Below are 18,167 nucleotides of genomic sequence, written 5' to 3'. Positions count from 1 at the left end.
TCCAATTCCGGAAATGGAAACTGATGCTCCGAAGCCAACGCGCAAGGTCCGGGCGGACGCGGCGAAAAACCGCGATCGCCTGCTGACGGCTGCGGCGGAAGTCTTTCGCGTCGCCGACGGGAGCGCCAGCCTCGAGGCCGTCGCGCGCCGCGCGGGCGTCGGCATCGGGACGCTCTATCGCCATTTCCCGACACGCGAAGCCCTGTTCGAGGCGGTCTACCGCCGCGAAGTCGAACAGCTGGCGCAACTCGCCGAGACGCTGGCTGAAAGCGAGCCGCCGCTCACCGCGCTCCGCCTGTGGCTGCGCGAGGAGGTTCGCCTCGTCGCCACCAAGCGCGGCATGCTGACGACGCTGGCGCTCGCCATCGACAGCGGCTCGGAGATCTACGCCTTTTCCTTCCGGCACCTGACGCGCGCCGTCGGCATGCTGCTCGAGCGCTGCGTCGAGGCGGGCGAGATCCGGGGCGACGTCGGCGCGGAGGATCTCCTCCAGACCCTGATCGGCCTCTGCCTGATGGCCAAGCACGCGGACTGGGAGGACAACGTGATCCGCCTGATGGACGTCTTCGTCGACGGGATGCGTGCCGGCGGGCGAAAAGGGGGAGGGGATTCATGAACGAGGGTGACGGCGCGATCCTGCGCGAGGTCTTCGATGCGGCGCTGCGCCACGCGATGCCGGCCGGACGCTTCGAGGGGCGCCTGCCGGAGCGCACGCGTGGGCGCACCCTGGTGCTGGGCGCCGGCAAGGCCGCGGCGTCGATGGCTGCCGCCTTCGAGGAGGCCTGGGACGGCCCTTGCGAGGGGCTGGTCGTCACCCGCTACCACCATGCGGTTCCGACCCGTCGAATCGAGGTCGTGGAGGCCTCCCATCCCGTGCCGGACGCAGCCGGCGAGGCGGCCGCGCGGCGCATCCTCGACCTTGCCGAAGGGGCCGGCGCCGACGATCTCGTGGTGGTCCTGATCTCGGGCGGCGCGTCGTCGCTCCTCGCCCTGCCGGCGCCCGGCGTGACGCTTGCCGACAAGCAGGCGATCAACCGCGCGCTGCTTCTGAGCGGCGCTCCGATCGACGCGATGAACACGGTCCGCAAGGCTCTGTCGCGGATCAAGGGCGGGCGTCTCGCCCGGGCCGTCGCCCCGGCCCGCCTCGTCACCTACACGATCTCGGACGTGCCGGGCGACGATCCCGGCACGATCGGTTCGGGACCGACCGTCGCGACGACGAGCGGTCCTGACAAGGCCTTCGCGATCCTCGACCGATACAAGATCGCGGTCGACGACCGCATCCGCGATGCGATCCTCGCCAATGCCGACACGGCGCTGCGCGAGGATCGCGGCGATTTCCACATGCTGGCGACGCCGCTGATGGCGCTGGAAGCGGCGGCCGAGGCGGCACGCGGCCTCGGGATCGACCCCGTCATCTGGGGCGATGCGATCGAGGGCGAGGCGAGCGCGGTCGGGGCCGAGCATGCGGCCCGCGTTCGCGCCGCGCACGTCGACCGGCCGACCCTCTTCCTGTCGGGCGGCGAGACCACGGTCACGGTGGGCACCAACGAAAGGGGTGGGCGCGGCGGGCGCAACAGCGAGTATCTTCTGTCGCTGGCCCATGCTCTAGACGGGCATCCCGGCATGTCCGCGATCGCCTGCGACACCGACGGGATCGACGGGTCGGAGGACAATGCTGGCGCCTGGTTCGACGCCTCGCTGGTGCCGGACGCCGCACGGCGCGGGATCGATCTCGCGCGGCACCTTCGCAATCACGACGCCTACACGCCGTTCGCGGCGCTGGATCGGCTGGTCGTGACGGGTCCGACTTACACCAACGTCAACGACTTCCGCGCGATCCTCGTGCGCTGAGCGGCGGCCTCAGGCCGCCGCCGTCTCGAGATGCTGGAGGAGCGGGACGGGACGCTGGGCCGGCTCGCGCCGCGTCGTCCAGCGCGCGCCGATGTCCTCGCTCGCCTGCACCGCGAGCGTGATCTCGTCGCCGTGCTGGAAACCGAAGAGCGGCTTCGTCTGGCCGAACTCGGCCCATTCGCGCATCAGCATGTCCCAGACGGTCGGCGTTTCGAGGACGCGGCCGAGCATCCAGAGGAGTTTCGACTTCTTGAGGCGCACCGAGCCATAGGCCTGGAGGTCGTGGAAAAGGGCATGGAGAAGGTCGGGTTTCAGCAGGGGGTCCAACGGTTCGTTTCGTCTCCCTGATATGGGTGTCAAACCCTTGAGCTACAACGGTTATGAGGCCTTCCGAGATGCCGCATGGGCGATGAAATTGCGGATCTCGCGCATGCGCCGCTCGGGCTCCGTCACCTCCCGGTCGAGACCCAACTGCCAGGCGAGATCGCGCCGCTCCGGCTCGGCGTCGAGCGCCTCGATCCGCCGCGCATGGGCCTCCAGCGCCGCCTCGTCGGCGACGAGCTTCTCCTCCAGAAGGTCGTCCCTCTGGCGGCGGAGTGCGGCGGCGATCTCGGCGAGCGAGAGTTCGGGGTGGTACTGGACACCCCAGAACGTGCCCGCGCCGCGCCGGATCTCGACGGCCTGGACGGGCGTCGTGCAGGTGCCGGCAAGGATCCTCGCCCCGTCGGGCAGGACGGACACTTCGTCGGAGTGCATGGCCGGCGCGTCCCAGGTCAGCGGACGCCCGGCGAGGAGCGGATGGACGCGCCCGGCATCGGTCGCCACGATGCCGCGCACGAACCCGGCTTCCATGCGCGGCGAGCGCGGCTGGCAGCGCCCTCCCGCCGCGACGCTCGCGATCTGGAGACCGGCGCAGGAGCCGAACGCGGGCACGCCCGCTTCGAAGACGCGCGTCATGAAGGCGGCTGCCGAGCGCGTCTCCGGCGTATCGGCATGCATCTGGATCGGCGATCCCGAGAGGACGATGCCGTCGAACGCGCTGAGAGCCTCGGACGAGGGTGGTGTCGTGCCGTCGACGCAGGAGACGGTCTCGCACGCGATCTCAGTTTCGATCGTGCGCAGCGTGTCGGCATAGGTTTCGTCGGACGCGGCGCCGATGTCCTTGCGCCGGGCCTCCCGCTGGTCGGGGGTCTCGCTGGCGACGATCAGGAAGCGAAGGGGCAAGGCGGATCCTCGGGTCATGCGGGATGCGGTTCCATCGGGAAACGCGGCGGCGCGCCGCTTGGGCGCGGGCCGCAATGTCGCAGGGCGCCACAATGTGCGCAGGCGGCTACGAAGAGAGCGGGGAACGCGGGCGCCGGGCGGCGGCTTCACCCGCCGACGATCCGGGCGACAGGGCCCGGCCCGCAACCGATTTCGAGGGCGCCCCATGGCCGACAAGACGCTGCACGACCTCTTCCTCCACCAGCTGAAGGACACCTACTTCGCGGAGAACCAAATCCTGAAGGCGCTGCCGAAGATGATGGAGGCCGCGGTCTCCACCGATCTCAAGTCGGCGCTCGGCGTCCATCTCGACGAGACGGAGGGGCAGGTCTCGCGCCTCGACGAGGTGTTCGGGCTTCTGGACACCAAGCCCGAGGGCGTCGAGTGCCAGGCGATCCTCGGCATCATCGCGGAAGGGCAAGTGGTGATGGAGGAGTTCGCAGGGTCCGACGCGCTCGACGCCGGGATCATCGCCGCCGCGCAGGCCGTCGAGCACTACGAGATCACGCGCTACGGCACGCTCTACGCCTGGGCCGGCCAGCTCGGCCTCGACGAGGCCGCCGATCTCCTGAAGGAAACGCTGATCGAGGAGGAGAACACCGACGACATCCTGTCGGACCTTGCCGAAAGCTCCGTCAACGCGCAGGCGAGCGACGCCTGACGGCAAGCGCCGTCAGCCGAAGACGAGCGCCCACAGGCCTTGGAAGACGCTGGTTCCCGCGAGCGGACCGAAGAGCAGCATCGCGAAATTGACCGCAAGGACCCACAAGAGAATCCGCTCCCCGCGCTTCGACAGGCGGGGGGTGGGCTTGATCGGCTCGGGCGGTCTCCAGTTTCGGTATTCGAGGAACATCGACGCTCTCCCCGATGGGACATTAAGATTGCGCCCGCTTCGTCCTGCCCGCAACCCATACGCGCCGCGTTGTGGCGATCAGCCCCAGGGCTGGTAGACGACCGCCAGGAGCGCGAGGACGAGCGCGGGCGGCATCACCACGAAGCCGAGCCGCAGGAAGGCCATGGCGCCGAAGTCGAGGTTTTCCCGGCGCAGCGCCGTGAGCCACAGGATCGTCGCCAGCGAGCCGGTGACCGACAGGTTCGGCCCGATGTCGATGCCGACGAGGATCGCATCCACCACCTTCTGCGGCAGGTCCGCGGCGGTCGTGAAGGCGCCGGCGAGAAGGCCGAGCGGCAGGTTGTTGGTGAGGTTGGTGCCGAAGGCGAGCGCGGCGCCGGAGGCGAAGGCGCCGGCATCGGGCGCCGCATTGAGCGGGCCCTGCAGCGCGTCGATGAGCGTCGCCTGCAAGCCGCTGACCTCGAGCGCGCGCACGATCACGAACAGACCGGCCACCAGTACCAGCGTGTCCCAGGACACTTCCTTGACGAGCGGCAGGGGGCTCGAGCGCTCGCCGATCGTCACCGCGAGGGCGGTGAGAAGGCCTGCGACCAGCGTCGGCGGTCCGAGCTCCAGCCCGATCGCCGAGGAGACGAGAAGCACCAGCGCGGCGGCGACGAGGCCGATCGCCGCGATCCGGCCGCCGAGCGAAAGGGTGGGAATGGCGACGTCGGTGTCGGTCGTGCCGACGAGCTCGTTCCGCTGCGTCCAGCGCAGGAGCCAGAACGTCGCCACGATCGACAGGATCGAGGGAAGCGCGAAGCGCGCCAGCCACTCGCCGAGCGCCGGCATGTCCGAGCCGAATACCACGAGGTTGGCCGGGTTGGAGATCGGCAGCACGAACGAGGCGGCGTTGGCGACGAAGGCGCAGATCAGGAGATAGGGGAGGGGCGAGGCGACCTTGGCGGCCCGCGCGACCGCGATCACAGCCGGGGTCAGCACGACGGCCGTCGCGTCGTTCGAAAGGAACACGGTGACGAGCGTGCCGATCAGGTAGACGAGAAGGAAGAGGCGCTGCGGCGAGCCCCTCGCCGAGCGTGCGGCAAAGGCGGCGAGGTAGTCGAAGAGGCCTTCGCGCCGTGCGGTGCCGGCCAGCAGCATCATGCCGGCGAGGAACAGGTAGACGTCGGTCCCCATCTCGACGCCGTGGGCGGCCTCCTGCCAGGGCAGGAGACCAAGCACGACGAGGATCACCGCGCCCGCCACCGCGAAGATCCACTCCGGCCAGTTTCCCGGCCGGAAGATGACGCCGAAGACGGTAAGGGCGCTGACGACCCAGATGGCGATGGGAAGGCTTTGGGTCATGGGCCGCAGGATCTTGAGGCTCGCGGGCGGCAGGCCCCGAGGCGTGGTCGAAAACGAGTGTGGGTTCGCCTTGAGGAGCCGTCAGTCGCCCGAACAGGCGGCCGCGACCTTGGGCGAGGACACGAGCCATAGCACCAGACCGCACATGGCGAAGGCCGCGAGCGAGAGATACGCTGTGGAATAGCCGAAGTTGGTCACGATCACGCCCGCGATCGCGGGGCTGAGCGACGCGCCGATGCCCTGCACCGTCATCACGGCGCCGAGGCCCGCGTTGATGTGGCCGGTGCCGCGCAGCATCCGCGCGACGAGACCGGGCACCGCGACGCCGAGGAGGCCTGCACCGACGCCGTCGAGCATCTGCACCGGGATCAGCGCGTAAGGGCTCGGCCACAGGCCCGCGATCAGCCCGCGGATCGGCAGCGCCACGAGGGCGGCGACCAGAAGCAGGAAGTAGCCGCGCCGGCTGGCGAACCCGGCGGCGAGGAGCGCGATCGGGATCATGGTCAGCTGCGCGATGATGACGGTAGCCGCCGTGTAGGACACGGGGTCGGAGAGGAGCGTCTGGAGCGTCGAAGGCTGGCGCACCGGCTCCGAAGCCGGACGCCCGGCGGTGGACTGACCCGGCGAGACGGCCGTTGTCGTGGTGCCCGCCGCCGAGGCGGGCGCGGTGTCGGCGGTACCGGTCGCCGCGCCGGCGGTCGTGTCCTGTTCGGCCTGCGCGGCCACCTGCTGGCCGAGAAGCGGCAGCATCGCGCCGTTGCCGAAGTGGAAGAGCATCAGGGTCGCGGCAAGAATCAGGAGCGGTCCGGACTTCCACAGGACGCTGAAGCCCGACGGCGCCTCGCGCTCGGCCCCCTCCTTGCGGTCGAGACCGCGCGCCACGTCGTGGTCGATGTCATCCGGGCGGATCATCAGGACGGCGACGATCGATCCGACCGCCATCATCGTCATCAGGATGAAGACGGCGGGCAGGCCAAACTCGTAGCCGAAGAAGCCGGCGCCGGCGGCGGCGAAGACGTTGCCGCCGTGGTTCCAGGCCTCGTTGCGCCCGAGCTGCGGGGCGAGGCCCTTCTGGCCGACGAGGCCAAGCGTCAGGCCGGCGAGCGCTGGGCCGATCGCAGCGCCCGCGATGCCCGTCGCGATCTGCGAGGCGGTCACGAAGGCGAAGGTCGGAATAAATAGGATCGCGAGCGATGCGACGATCACGAGGGCGGCGCAGAAGCCGACCATGAAGCGCTTGGCGCGCGAGGCGTCGGCAAGCGCCCCAAGCGGCGTCGTCGCCAGCATCCCGGCGATGCCGCCGATCGTCATCACGAGGCCGATCTCCGCCGCGCTCCAGCCCTGACCGACGAGGAAGATGCCGAGGAACGGTCCGAGACCGTCGCGCACGTCGGCGAGGAAGAAGTTGACCGCCCCCAGCGCGCGGATCGAGCGCGAGGGTGTGGACTTGACCTGCGCGCCCGGCGCGGCGGCGATGGTGCTCATGCGTTTGTCCCCGATGACCGTCGCGCCGGAGCGCCACCTGCGTTCAGCCGGCTATCAAGTCCTCGTGAGGTCGTTTGGTTGCGTGCCGGCCGCGCGATTTCCTCGCGTCGCATCCTCTGGTCCCGTGTCCGACCCGCCACGCGACGAAAAGCGCGCCGGATCGGCTTCGCCGCCTATCGGTGTCCGAAGCCGCTTTCGCGCTTGCGATGCGCCTGCGAACGGGCAACATCGGCGCCCGCGTCCCACATCTCGTTGTGAATAGACTTGGAAAGGAAAGCCGGCATGCAGCTCCAGAGCCGCCTGAAAGACCCGTCCCTCCTGCGCACGCAGGCCCTCGTTGCCGGCGAATGGATCGACACGGCCGGTACGATCGACGTCATCGACCCCGCGACCGGCGAGGTGATCGCCACGGTGCCCGACTGCGGCGCGGCCGAAACGCGCGCCGCGATCGAGGCGGCGAACGAGGCGTTTCCGGCCTGGCGCCGCACGCCGCCCGCCAAGCGCGCCGCGATCCTCGAGCGCTGGAACGACCTCATCCTCGAGAACGCCGATGACCTCGCCGCCATCATGACGGCCGAGCAGGGCAAGCCGCTCGCCGAGGCGAAGGGCGAGGTGGCCTACGGCGCGAGCTTCGCCAAGTGGTTCGCGGAAGAGGCAAGGCGGATCTACGGCGACGCCTTCACCGGGCCGACGGGCGACCGGCGCATCCTCGTCCTGCGCGAGCCGGTCGGCGTCTGCGTCGCCATCACCCCATGGAACTTCCCGATCGCGATGATCACGCGCAAGGCCGCCCCAGCCTTTGCCGCCGGCTGCCCGATCGTCCTGAAGCCCGCGGACCTCACGCCCTTCTGCGCGCTGGCGCTGGCAGTTCTTGCCGAGCGCGCCGGCATCCCGAAGGGCGTCTTCAGCGTCGTCACCGGCAAGGCCGCGCCGATCGGCGGCGAGATGACCGGCAACGAGACGGTGCGCAAGCTCTCCTTCACGGGCTCGACGCCGGTCGGCCGCCTCCTGATGGAGCAGTCCGCCAAGACGCTGAAGCGCCTCAGCCTCGAGCTCGGCGGCAACGCGCCCTTCATCGTGTTCGACGATGCCGACCTCGATCAGGCGGTGGCCGGCGCGATGATGTCGAAGTTCCGCAACGCCGGCCAGACCTGCGTCTGCGCCAACCGCATCCTGGTGCAGGACGGGATCTACGACCGCTTCGCCGAACGCCTGGCGGCCGAGACCGCCAAGCTGAAGCTCGGCAACGGCTTCGACGACGGCGTGACCGTCGGCCCGCTGATCAACGATGCGGCGGCCGAGAAGGTGGTCCGCCACATGGAGGACGCGCTGTCGAAGGGTGCCAAGCTCGTGACCGGCGGCCGCGACGCCACGAAGGGCCGTTTTGTCGCCCCGACCGTTCTCACCGGCGCCGACACCTCGATGCTGATCGCCAACGAGGAGACGTTCGGGCCGCTCGCCCCGCTCATCCGCTTCGGCGCCGAGGACGAGGCGGTGCGGATCGCCAACGACACGCCCTTCGGCCTCGCGTCGTACTTCTACACGCGCGACATCGGCCGCGCGTGGCGCGTCGGCGAGGCGCTGGAGTTCGGCATGGTCGGCCTGAACACGGGCACCGTGTCGATGGAGTCGGCGCCGTTCGGCGGCGTCAAGCAGTCGGGCCTCGGACGCGAAGGCTCGGCCTACGGCATCGACGAGTATCTGGAGCTGAAGTCGCTCCACATGGGCGGTCTGTAACGCCCGTCGTCAGAAGGTCGGCGGCGTGCAGGCGCTGACGACCTCGCAAGGGCTGGGGCCGACGCAGCGGAAGCGGTGCGGTCTGCGGCTCTCGAAATAGTAGGCGTCGCCGGGTCCGAGGATCCGGCGCTCCTCGCCGACCGTCACTTCCAGCCGCCCGGACAGGACGATGCCGCCCTCCTCGCCTTCGTGCACGAGCGGCACTTGTCCGGTGTCGGCGCCCGGCTGGTAGCATTCCTTCAGGATCTGCAGCGCGCGGCCGAACAGGCTTTCGCCGACCTGCCGGTAGGAGATCGGGCCTTTGCCGATCTCGACGAGCTCGTCCATGCGGAAGAAGACGCGCGCGTCCAGCGCCGGCTCGAAGGCGAAGAATTCCGCAAGCCCCACCGGCAGCCCGTCGAGAATGCGCTTCAGCGCCCCAACCGACGGGTTCGTGGCGTTCGCCTCGATCAGCGAGACTGTAGAGTTGGTGACGCCGGCGCGCTTGGCGAGCTGGCGCTGCGACAGGCCGTGGGCGAGGCGGAGCTGGCGCAGCCGGCCGCCGATATCGATTGCGTCCAAGACCATCACCCCCGTTGCAGCCGTTCGACATATCGAACAGGCGGACGGGTCGGGTCAATGCGATCAGGGGCTTGGTGGTTGCCAGAAAAGGACTTGTTGCGGCGGGCGATCCGGGGTTCCCTCCAGCATCGTCAGGAGCCGATCCCATGAACCACCACGCCCGACCGAACATGCCCGCCCTCGACAGCTACTGGATGCCGTTCACGGCGAACCGGCAGTTCAAGCAGGCGCCGCGGCTCCTCGCGAGCGCGAGCGGCATGTATTACGCCGACATGGACGGGCGACGCGTTCTCGACGGCACGGCGGGCCTCTGGTGCGTCAATGCCGGCCACGGGCGCCGCGAGATCGCGAGCGCGGTGGAGCGCCAGCTGATGACGCTGGACTACGCACCGTCCTTCCAGATGGGACATCCGATCGCCTTCGAGTTCGCCGAGCGACTTGCGTCCATCGCGCCGGGACCGGAGGGGCGGAAGCTCGACCGCGTGTTCTTCACCGGCTCCGGCTCGGAATCGGTCGATACCGCGCTGAAGATCGCGGTCGCCTACCAGCGGGCGATCGGACAGGGCACGCGCACGCGGCTCATCGGGCGCGAGCGCGGCTATCACAGCGTCGGCTTCGGCGGCATCTCGGTCGGCGGCCTCGTCAACAACCGCCGCGTCTTTCCGACCCTGCCGGGCACCGATCACCTGCGCCACACGCACGACATCGCCCGCAACGCCTACACCAAAGACGGCCTGCCGAGACACGGCGCGGAGCTCGCCGACGACCTCGAGCGTCTCGTCGCGCTGCACGGCGCGGAGACGATCGCCGCTGTGATCGTCGAGCCGGTGGCCGGCTCGACCGGCGTCCTCCTGCCGCCGGAGGGCTATCTCCAGCGCCTGCGCGACATCGCCACGCGCCACGGCATCCTTCTGATCTTCGACGAGGTGATCACCGGCTTCGGCCGTCTCGGCTCGCCCTTCGCGACCGACCATTTCGGCGTCGTGCCCGACCTCGTGACGACCGCCAAAGGCCTCACCAACGGCGTCATCCCGATGGGCGCCGTATTTGCCGGGCGTCATGTCCACGACGCCTTGATGCACGGGCCGGAGGGCGCGATCGAGCTCTTCCACGGCTACACCTATTCCGGGCATCCGGCCGCCTGCGCCGCGGGCCTTGCGACCCTCGACATCTACGAAAGCGAGGGTCTCCTGACCCGGGCGGGGGAACTCGCCGATCACTTCGCAAGGGCGATGCACGCGCTGGCCGATGCGCCCCACGTCGTCGACGTGCGCACGATCGGCCTCGTCGCCGGCATCGAGCTCCAGCCCCGCGACGGCACGCCGGGCACGCGCGCCTACGACGTCTTCACAGAGTGTCTGGCGCGCGGCCTCCTGATCCGCGTGACCGGCGACATCATCGCCCTGTCCCCGCCGCTCATCGTGGAGGCGGGGCAGATCGACGAGATGGCGGCAACGCTTGCCGAGGTGATCGCGGCGACCGCCTGATCAGGCCCGTGCGAGGAACCGCTCGGCGGTCCGCAGCGACAGGGCCATGATAGTGAGGGCCGGATTGGCGATCACCGCGCTCGGGAAGATCGAGTTGTCGCAGATCCAGAGATTTTCGATCTCGTGGCTGCGACCGTCCGGATCGACCACCGACGCGGACGGGTCGGTGCCCATCCGGCAGGTGCCGATCGTGTGGGCGGTGCGCGGCAGGACGCGGATGTCGCGCCCGCCGGCCGCCTCCACGATGGCCTTCATCGTGCGCACGGCGTGCCGGTCGATCCGCTGCTCGTTGTCCTTGAGGCTGAAGGTGACCTTCGCCTTGGGCACGCCGAAGTCGTCGACCTCGTCCGAGAGCTCCAAGCGGTTGTCGTCGTAGGGCAGGCACTCGGTGTTGATGCCGACGCCCGCCATGAAGCGATACTGGTCCATCGCCTCGACGAGCTTGGCGCCCCAGAGACCGGCACCGCGCGAGAGCGTCGTCGCGATCGTCAGCGGCATGACGCCGAGGCTCTGGATGAGGTAGCCGCCGGCAAAGTCCGCGTCAGCAGGCCGGATCGTATCTTCGGTCAGGAGCGAGGACGGATAGCCGCGCCAGCCGCGCATCTCGGTGTCGAAGCGGCCCCAGACCTGCGTCGCGCCATGCGCCATGAAGTTGCGTCCGACCTGGCCGCTTCCGTTGGCGATCCCCGTGTGGAGGAGGAGCCGCGGCGTCTCAACGCCGCCGGCGGCCAGGATCAGGTGCCGACAGCGCTGGCGCTCGTCGCGCCCGTTGCGGCGGTAGACGACGGCCGTGACGCGGCCCGCGGCGTCACGTTCGATCGTGTGGACGCGCGCCTCCGGCCGGATCTCGGCACCCATCGAGACGGCGAGCGGCAGGTAGGTCGTGTCCATGCTCGCCTTGGAGCCGTTGCGGCATCCCTGGTGGCAGGAGCCGCAGTTGACGCAGGCCTGCCGGAGCGGCGCCGCCTCCTGGGCCCAGTCGCGCGAGACGAGGGCGGCGGGCGCGTCCGTGGCGCGGATGCCGAGCGCCTCGCAGCCGCGCGCCATCATGTCCGCCGAGGCGTTGCGCTTGGCCGGCGGCAGGGGATAACGGCGCGCGGGGTCCCACGGGTAGTCAGCCGGGCCGGACACGCCGATGAAGCGCTCGACCCGTTCGATGTAGCGGATCACCTCGGCATGGGCGATCGGCCAGTCGAGGCCCTCGCCGCTGCCGGACCGCAGCGTCAGGTCGGCTTCGCTCGGTCGCGGCGTGAAGGCGCCCCAGTGCAGCGTCGAGCCGCCGACGCCCATGCCTGAATTGTTGGGGCCGAAGGCGGTCGGCGTGTCGCCGCCCGACAGGCGCTCCTCCATCCAGTTGATGTCGGAGCCTTCCATCTCGTCCGGCGTATGCTCGCCCGGCTCGAAATTGCGGCCAGCTTCGAGCGCCACGACGCTGAGGCCCTTGGCGGCCAGCATGGCGAGGAGCGGCGCGCCGCCCGCGCCCGTGCCGACGACCACGACATCGACCGTGTCGTTGACGCCGTGGGTGCGCATCTTGTCGAGTTTCATCGGGCCGTCTCCAGAACCGGTTCCCAGCCTTCGCGCTCGCCGGCGCCGAGGCGCTCGAAGCCCTGCTTGCGCGCGCCGTCGCCGCCGTTGGCAAATCCATCGAAGCCGATCCGCGCCATCGTGGCGGGATGGGCGAGCCAGTTGCGCACGAGATCGACCCGCGCGTCCTCGAACCAGGCGGACATCTGATCGGCGCTCAAGCCTCCAGCGGGGGGTGCGAAGCGCCCCTCGGCGACGTCGGCAATACGCGCGTCCTGTTCCGCTTCCGGCAGGGCGTCGAGCCCCGCCAGCGCGTCGAGCGCGCGGGTGTAGGCCTCGCGGTCGTTCGGCAGAACGGCGGGGCGCCAGCCGTCGCCCTTTCCTTCCGCGATCTGCCCCTCGACGAGGGCCGCAAGGTCGATCGGCGGGCCGTCCTGCGGCACGACGCGCGTGGCGAGCGCCCGCAGCGTCCGGCGCTGTGAGTCGCTCAGGAATCGCGGCGCGGCATCGGGCGGGAGCAGGCGGCGGGCCAGGATGCCGCGGGTGCGCGCGCTGACGCGCGGCGAGGCGATGAGCTGCGACTGTTCCAGGGGAACCGTCGGCCCAAGGCCCGCGTGCTCGTCCCAGAAGCGGATGATGGCGTCTGCCACCGCCTCGGTGCGCTCCAGCGGCAGGAGATGCCCGGCGCCGTCCAGAACCTCCACCGTCGCCTGGGGATAGACGCGGGCGTTGGTCTCGCGCTGCCCGTCCGGCCCGAGGTCGCCGTCCGCACCGCCGGCAAGGATCAGGGCGGGCAGCGGCAGGGTGCCGACCATTTCCGACCAGTCCTCGCGGCTGCCGCGCTCGAGCCAGGCGGCCCAGGCTTCGCCCGTCGTGCGGCGAAGGTCTTGTGCCATCCGCGCATCGTCCTCGGGCGTCAGCGGTGCGCCGACATTGGCATCGATGAACTGGCGGATGGCCTCGTCGCCGAGCGTCTCTCCGCTGCGGACCCAAGCCAGCATGTCCTCGCGCCGCGCCTCGTCCATCGGCTCAGGGCTCGGCGGCGAGCCCGCCAGGAGCACGATGCCGGAGAGGCCGAACAGGGCCTCGTCTCCGGCGAGCGTCCGCGCGGCCAGAACGGTGGCGATCTTGCCACCCATCGAGTGGCCGGCGAGCAGCCAGCGGGATGGCAGGCGGCCGGACAGTTCGCCCGCCACATGGCGGACCATGTCCTCGACGCTGGTGCCTCGGCTGAGCGGGGTTTCGCCGAAACCCGGCAGGTCGATGCCGATGACGTCGAAGCGGTCGGCAAGACGCGCGGCGACGCCGTCGATGGCATGGCGGCTCGAGCCGAGGGCGTGGAGGAAGACCAGCGCCGGACGGTCGGCTGAAGATGATGGGGGCATGGGCTCCGCGGGACCGAAATGAATCGTCGAGCCTGTCTAAAGTTTGGGCGGGCAACGGGTTCCGATCGAGCCTGCTGCAAACTGTCGCCCCGTGGCCGATCACGCGGTCGCGAGGACAATCCCCCGACGACCCTTTGCGCGCAACCAGTCGAACCTATTTGCGCGCCCGCACCCATCAACGGAGAATTGCCCATGTTCCGCTGCGAAGGCTTTGCCACGGACTCCGCCGACAAGCCGCTGTCGCATACGACGTTCGAGCGCCGCGATGTCGGCGAGCGGGACGTCAAGATCGACATCCTGTTCTGCGGCGTCTGCCATTCCGACCTGCACCAGGCCCGCAACGAGTGGCAGAACACGATCTACCCCTGCCTGCCTGGCCACGAGATCGTCGGCCGCGTGTCGGAGGTCGGCTCGGCCGTCACCAAGTTCAAGGTCGGCGACCTCGCCGGCGTCGGCTGCATGGTCGGCTCGTGCCAGAACTGCCCGAACTGCGCCGACGGTCTCGAGCAGTATTGCGACAACGGCTTCGTCGGCACCTACAACGGGATCGAGAAGGAGACCGGCAAGGTCACGATGGGCGGTTATTCCGACGCCATCGTGGTGGACGAGGGCTTCACGCTGCGCATCCCGGAGAACCTCGAGCTCGCCGCCGTCGCACCGCTCCTTTGCGCGGGGATCACGACCTATTCGCCGCTGCGCCGCTGGAACGTCCAGCCAGGCCAGAAGGTCGGCATCGTAGGCCTCGGCGGTCTCGGCCACATGGGCGTGAAGCTCGCCCATGCGATGGGCGCGCATGTCGTCCTCTTCACGACCTCGCCGAAGAAGGCCGACGACGCCAAGCGCCTCGGTGCCGACGAGGTGATCGTCTCGACCGATCCGAAGCAGATGGAAGCGCACGCGACCTCCTTCGACTTCATCCTCGATTGCGTCGCCGCCGACCACGACGTCAACGCCTACCTCAACCTCCTGAAGCGCGACGGCACGATGTGTCAGGTCGGCGCGCCGGAGAAGCCGCTCTCGGTCGCCGCCTTCTCGGTGATCTGGAAGCGCCGCTCGTTCGCGGGATCCTTGATCGGCGGCATCGCGGAGACGCAGGAGATGCTCGACTTCTGCGCCGAGCACAACATCACCTCGGACATCGAGATGATCGACATCCACGACATCGAGGCGGCCTACGCGCGCATGCTGAAGAGCGACGTGAAGTACCGCTTCGTGATCGACATGGCGACCCTGAAGAAGGCCGCCTGATCGCAGCACCGCCGCCCGGCATCAGATCGGGCGGCGGTGCGTCCAGATCTCGCGCAGCATCCGGTCGACGATCTGCCGGTAGCGGTCGTCCTCGGCCCGCTCGGCGAGGAAGCGCAGGTCGATCATCCGTTCGATGAACTCGTCCTCGACCGCCGTATGAAGTCGGCTCTGCACCTCGGCGATGGAAGCGGTGAACAGCGTCGGCTTGCCGGCGTCGCTCATCTTCCACTGCCCGAGGCTGCGCACCCGGCGCACGGTCCCGTCGGCCAGATGGAGCCCGTAGACGTTGACCATCGGTTCCGAACGCAGGAAACTGCGCGACAGGCGCTCGTAGAGAAGGTCGAGATCCTCGCGGACGACGCGATCGCGAAAGCACGTGATCCCGATCGCATGGGCGCTGGCGCGGGAAAATCCCAGCCGCTCGGCGAAGTCCGGGCTCAGCGACATGGTGTTCTGCCCGAACTCCCACACGAGTTCCCCGGTGAGCATCCGGCCCGTTCCCCGCCCGCTCGGCTGATGTGTGGGAGGCGGTTCGACGGACACGGTGAGCTCCGGACAGGCAGGGATCGTTTCGGGGCTAATCAGATCGAACGAGCGTTCATGCGTCAACCATCACGCGTATGAGATTCAGGTTTTCAATTCAAGATCGATAGCCGGCACGAGGTTCCAGCGTCGACCCATGCCTGACGGTCAGAACAGATCGCCCTGCGCGGTTTCCGGTGCGAGCGTGGACTTGCGGCGTGCCGGCTTGGCAAGCCGCGGCGCCTCGCCGTCTCCTTCCGTCGCGATGGCTGCCCGGCGGTGGCCGTGGGCGAACTCCACTTCGAACGCGGTTCCGGGCTTCAGGTCCTCGGCCCTCGTGATCGGCGTGTTGTCGGCCCCGCGCACGATGGCGTAACCCCGCTCCAGCACCTGCCGCGGGTCGAGACTGGCGGCGACGCGCCACGCACCCGAGAGCGCCACCTTGCGGCGCGAGACGAGATCGCCGAACGCCCGGTCCATGCGCTCGCCGGCCTGCGCGAGGCGCAGGCGCGCCTGGTCGGAGCGCGCGGCGACGACATGCGGGCGGAGCGATCCTTCCAGCCGCTCCAACTGGTGGCGGCGCCGCGTGAGCGTGCGCGTAAGAGCGTGGAAGATGCCGGCCTCGGCATGCCGCAGGTCGGCGCGGCGGTCGCGGATCGCCGCCTCGAGGCGGGTGGGCGAGAGTTCGGCCGCCGCGTCGCCGAGCATCCGTCGCCGCTCGGCGGTGTAGAAGCGAAGCGCGCGTCCGAGCCCGGTCTCGGCCTCGTCGAGCCGGCGGCGGGGCAGTGACAGGAGGAGGTCGGGCGAGGGCAGGGCGCGGGCGAGGTGGGCGACGGCGCGGCGTTCGGCCTGGAGGGTGCGCGAGACGGCGGCCGAGGCGCGGGCGTCCAGTGCGGCGAGCGTCGCCACGAGGTCGGCGCGCACCGGTACGGCCATCTCGGCGGCTCCGGTCGGCGTCGGCGCCCGGCGGTCGGCCGCATGGTCGATGAGCGTCCAGTCCGTCTCGTGCCCGACCGCCGAGATCAGCGGGATGGCGGAGCGGGCGGCGGCGCGCACGACGCCCTCGTCGTTGAAACCCCAGAGGTCCTCGAGGCTGCCGCCGCCGCGCGCGACGATCAGGACATCCGGCCGGGGAACCGGCCCGCCCGGCTCGATGGCGTTGAACCCGTCGATCGCGGCCGCGACCTCTTCTCCGCAGGTCTCGCCTTGGACGCGCACCGGCCAGACGAGGACGTGAAGCGGGAAGCGGTCGGCGATGCGATGGCGGATGTCGCGGATCACGGCGCCGGTCGGCGAGGTGACGACGCCGATGACGCGCGGCATGAAGGGCAGGGGGCGCTTCCGCTCCGCTGCGAACAGCCCCTCGGCCTCCAGCTTGAGCCGGCGCTCGTTGAGGAGCGCCATCAGCGCGCCGGCCCCGGCCGGCTGCATGGCCTCCACCACGATCTGGTACTTCGACGAGCCCGGGAAGGTCGTCAGCTTGCCGGTGACGACGACCTCGAGCCCTTCCTCGGGCTTGAAGGCGAGCTTGGAGAAGGTGGTGCGCCAGACCACGGCCTCGAGCCGCGAGCGGTCGTCCTTGAGGGCGAAATAGGCGTGCCCCGACGAATGCGGCCCGCGATAGCCCGACACCTCGCCGCGCACCCGCACATGCCCGTACGTGTCCTCGACCGTGCGCTTCAGCGCGCCGGAAATCTCCGAGACCGAATATTCCGCGACGTTGCTGCCGGCCTCGGCTTCAGTGACGTCCTCGACCGGCGCGATCGCCGCGCGCGCGCGCTTCACCATCCGGCGAGCCCCACGCCCGGGCGAAGGCGCTGCGAGCGGATCATCCGCGTTTCCGGCAGGCGCGTCGTGATGGTCTCGCGCGGCGTCACCGGCAGGTTCTGCAGGCTCTCGCGGATGTGCTGGACGAGCGCTGCGACCGCCGAGGACTGGCTGTTGCGCCCGCGCATGAGGGCGATCTGCGCATCCGTGAGCCGCGGGAAGCCCTCGGCTTCGGTGAGGACGCGCATGCCCGGCCGCAGCGCGCATTCCGGCAGGACGCTGACCGCCAGCCCGGCGAGCACGGCGGAGGTGACGATCTGCGCCGACCATGAGGTGAAGAGGATGCGATGCTCGCGCCCGACGCGCCGCAGCGCCTCGATGCCCTGCTGGCGCCAGCCGCAGTCCGCCCGTCCGATCGCGAGCGGCAGCACGGGCTCCTCATGGACCGAATGGGCGGCGGAGGTGACGAAGTGGAGCGGCTCGGTTCGCACGATCTCGGACCAGGCATGGGTCTTGGTCGGACAGACGAGGGCGACGTCGAGATGGTTCTTCTCGACATGCTCTATGAGGCTCGAGGTCGTCTCGCAGGCGATCTGCAGCTCCACCCGCGGGTTCGAGCGCACGAAGCGCGCCATGATCTCGGGCAGGAAGCGCTCGGCATAGTCGTCCGGCAGGCCGATGCGCACATGGCCCTCGATCGTCTCCTCGTCGAAGGCCGAGAGGGTCTCTTGGCTGAGGCAGAGCATCCGCCGCGCATAGGTCAGGAGCCGGGCCCCGTCGTCGGTGAGCTTCACGGTCCGTCCGTTGCGCTCGAAGAGGTCGGCGCCGAGCCGCTCTTCCAGGCGGCGAACCTGCATGGACACGGCCGACTGCGTCTTGAACACCTCCTCCGCCGCGCGGGTGAAGCTTCCGGTGTCGACGATGGCGACGAAGGTGCGGAGCTGGTCGAGATCGAGCGGCGAGGCCATGGCGGCGATCCATCAGGATTGATGATGCAGCCCATAAGGAACATTCGTTGGCCTGATCCGTCAAGCCGATCTATCTCCAACCTCGTCAACACCGCGCCGATCGTTTCCGCCGCCGGACCCTCCGTCCGGCGGAACGGCCCCGCCTTGTCCCGACGCACCGTATGGC

17 protein-coding genes are annotated in these 18,167 nt (G+C 69.7%); 6 read left to right on the top strand and 11 right to left on the bottom strand.

What is annotated here, in order from left to right; translation table 11 throughout:
- Positions 1-13: 13 nt before the first annotated feature.
- Both QZ753_RS17320 and QZ753_RS17315 read left to right on the top strand, forming a co-directional pair.
- Positions 14-616 carry a TetR/AcrR family transcriptional regulator gene (locus tag QZ753_RS17320; RefSeq protein ID WP_294645425.1) on the top strand — a complete coding sequence of 201 codons (603 nt, stop codon included), beginning with the start codon at positions 14-16 and terminating at the stop codon, positions 614-616.
- Positions 613-1,854, top strand: coding sequence for a glycerate kinase (locus tag QZ753_RS17315; RefSeq protein ID WP_294645423.1), 1,242 nt, complete (start codon positions 613-615; stop codon positions 1,852-1,854). The genes QZ753_RS17320 and QZ753_RS17315 overlap by 4 nt, the downstream gene beginning before the upstream one ends.
- 9 nt (positions 1,855-1,863) lie before the next feature.
- On the opposite strand, the gene QZ753_RS17310 is transcribed toward QZ753_RS17315, so the two are convergent.
- Together QZ753_RS17310 and QZ753_RS17305 are read right to left on the bottom strand one after the other, a co-directional pair.
- Positions 1,864-2,181, bottom strand: coding sequence for a hypothetical protein (locus QZ753_RS17310; protein WP_294645422.1), 318 nt, complete (start codon positions 2,179-2,181; stop codon positions 1,864-1,866).
- A gap of 51 nt (positions 2,182-2,232) precedes the next feature.
- Entirely contained in the window at positions 2,233-3,078 is an 846-nt protein-coding gene (locus QZ753_RS17305) for a type 1 glutamine amidotransferase (protein WP_294645421.1), read from the bottom strand.
- A gap of 205 nt (positions 3,079-3,283) precedes the next feature.
- Between QZ753_RS17305 and QZ753_RS17300 the strand changes: the two genes are divergently transcribed.
- Positions 3,284-3,778, top strand: a complete 495-nt coding sequence (locus QZ753_RS17300; RefSeq protein WP_294645420.1) for a ferritin-like domain-containing protein — start codon at positions 3,284-3,286, stop codon at positions 3,776-3,778.
- 12 nt (positions 3,779-3,790) lie between these two features.
- Here QZ753_RS17300 and QZ753_RS17295 read toward each other — a convergent pair whose 3' ends face one another.
- The 3 genes from QZ753_RS17295 to QZ753_RS17285 all read right to left on the bottom strand — a co-directional run bounded on the left by QZ753_RS17295 (position 3,791) and on the right by QZ753_RS17285 (position 6,799).
- Positions 3,791-3,970, bottom strand: a complete 180-nt coding sequence (locus QZ753_RS17295) for a hypothetical protein (RefSeq protein ID WP_294645419.1) — start codon at positions 3,968-3,970, stop codon at positions 3,791-3,793.
- A 78-nt stretch (positions 3,971-4,048) separates the two neighbouring features.
- Positions 4,049-5,323, bottom strand: coding sequence for an arsenic transporter (locus QZ753_RS17290; protein ID WP_294645492.1), 1,275 nt, complete (start codon positions 5,321-5,323; stop codon positions 4,049-4,051).
- 72 nt (positions 5,324-5,395) lie between these two features.
- Positions 5,396-6,799, bottom strand: a complete 1,404-nt coding sequence (locus QZ753_RS17285; protein WP_294645418.1) for an MFS transporter — start codon at positions 6,797-6,799, stop codon at positions 5,396-5,398.
- A gap of 282 nt (positions 6,800-7,081) precedes the next feature.
- Here QZ753_RS17285 and QZ753_RS17280 point away from each other — a divergent pair, with 282 nt between their 5' ends.
- Entirely contained in the window at positions 7,082-8,536 is a 1,455-nt protein-coding gene (locus QZ753_RS17280; RefSeq protein WP_294645417.1) for an NAD-dependent succinate-semialdehyde dehydrogenase, read from the top strand.
- A 9-nt stretch (positions 8,537-8,545) separates the two neighbouring features.
- Here QZ753_RS17280 and QZ753_RS17275 read toward each other — a convergent pair whose 3' ends face one another.
- On the bottom strand, positions 8,546-9,097 hold the full coding sequence (locus QZ753_RS17275; protein WP_367171524.1) for a cupin domain-containing protein: 552 nt from the start codon (positions 9,095-9,097) through the stop codon (positions 8,546-8,548).
- A 146-nt stretch (positions 9,098-9,243) separates the two neighbouring features.
- Between QZ753_RS17275 and QZ753_RS17270 the strand changes: the two genes are divergently transcribed.
- Complete coding sequence (locus QZ753_RS17270) at positions 9,244-10,584, top strand: aspartate aminotransferase family protein (RefSeq protein WP_294645414.1); 1,341 nt, start codon at positions 9,244-9,246, stop codon at positions 10,582-10,584.
- On the opposite strand, the gene QZ753_RS17265 is transcribed toward QZ753_RS17270, so the two are convergent.
- Positions 10,585-12,132: a GMC family oxidoreductase gene (locus tag QZ753_RS17265; RefSeq protein ID WP_294645412.1), complete on the bottom strand. Its 1,548-nt coding sequence runs from the start codon at positions 12,130-12,132 to the stop codon at positions 10,585-10,587.
- Positions 12,129-13,496 carry an alpha/beta hydrolase gene (locus QZ753_RS17260; RefSeq protein ID WP_294645411.1) on the bottom strand — a complete coding sequence of 456 codons (1,368 nt, stop codon included), beginning with the start codon at positions 13,494-13,496 and terminating at the stop codon, positions 12,129-12,131. Before QZ753_RS17260 ends, QZ753_RS17265 begins: the two co-directional genes overlap by 4 nt.
- A 192-nt stretch (positions 13,497-13,688) precedes the next feature.
- Between QZ753_RS17260 and QZ753_RS17255 the strand changes: the two genes are divergently transcribed.
- On the top strand, positions 13,689-14,744 hold the full coding sequence (locus tag QZ753_RS17255) for an NAD(P)-dependent alcohol dehydrogenase (protein WP_294645409.1): 1,056 nt from the start codon (positions 13,689-13,691) through the stop codon (positions 14,742-14,744).
- Positions 14,745-14,765: 21 nt separating this feature from the next.
- Here the strand turns inward: QZ753_RS17255 and QZ753_RS17250 are convergent, their stop codons facing one another.
- The 3 genes from QZ753_RS17250 to QZ753_RS17240 form a co-directional block, all read right to left on the bottom strand.
- Complete coding sequence (locus tag QZ753_RS17250) at positions 14,766-15,233, bottom strand: hypothetical protein (protein WP_294645408.1); 468 nt, start codon at positions 15,231-15,233, stop codon at positions 14,766-14,768.
- A 201-nt stretch (positions 15,234-15,434) separates the two neighbouring features.
- A complete protein-coding gene (gene xseA / locus QZ753_RS17245) occupies positions 15,435-17,054 on the bottom strand; it encodes an exodeoxyribonuclease VII large subunit (RefSeq protein ID WP_294645406.1) in 1,620 nt (539 codons plus the stop codon).
- Positions 17,048-18,001 carry a LysR substrate-binding domain-containing protein gene (locus tag QZ753_RS17240; protein ID WP_294645404.1) on the bottom strand — a complete coding sequence of 318 codons (954 nt, stop codon included), beginning with the start codon at positions 17,999-18,001 and terminating at the stop codon, positions 17,048-17,050. The genes xseA and QZ753_RS17240 overlap by 7 nt, the downstream gene beginning before the upstream one ends.
- Positions 18,002-18,167: the final 166 nt, after the last annotated feature.

The sequence above is a fragment of the uncultured Aureimonas sp. genome, from assembly GCF_913775355.1.
GTDB lineage: Bacteria > Pseudomonadota > Alphaproteobacteria > Rhizobiales > Rhizobiaceae > Aureimonas.
The sequence above is the reverse complement of the archived record's forward strand: the minus strand, read 5'-3'. Positions and strand labels throughout refer to the sequence as shown.